Origin of the sequence: Bradyrhizobium sp. Ce-3 (assembly GCF_022835695.1) — a bacterium.
GTDB lineage: Bacteria > Pseudomonadota > Alphaproteobacteria > Rhizobiales > Xanthobacteraceae > Bradyrhizobium.
In genome coordinates this window covers 1-320 of the sequence record NZ_BQUV01000087.1, presented here as the reverse complement: position 1 = coordinate 320, position 320 = coordinate 1, and the positions used below count along the sequence as shown (strand labels likewise).

Annotated in this window: 1 protein-coding gene; it reads right to left on the bottom strand. The window is 42.8% G+C overall.

Annotated elements, in window-relative coordinates:
* A partial coding sequence (locus BRSPCE3_RS36285) for a glycosyl hydrolase family 28 protein (RefSeq protein ID WP_375710015.1) occupies positions 1 to 320 on the bottom strand: 320 nt, incomplete at both ends.

The window sequence follows — 320 nt, the reverse complement described above, 5'->3', positions numbered from 1 at the left end:
CATTTCTAACAAGCAAATTTGTGGTATTTCCCTTGGCAGCAATGCAATCATCTCCATTGGTGATAAATGCGTTTTCGACAAGCAACATATCGCTATTCCAAGAATCATATCCATCGGTATTGGTTGTGTCCCACTGGTTATTACTTGTCGCGTTGACAAAGAAATTGGTGATTGAGACGTTTCTGCTCTGCCATACAAACGTCGCCCAGAACTGGGGCTGGAGAATGGTCAAATTGTCCGCCAAAAGATTTGTTGAATTAAAGAAAGTGATACTAATCGGACGCCCTGGCTGATTGGCACCATTCCGATTCTCTGTATAC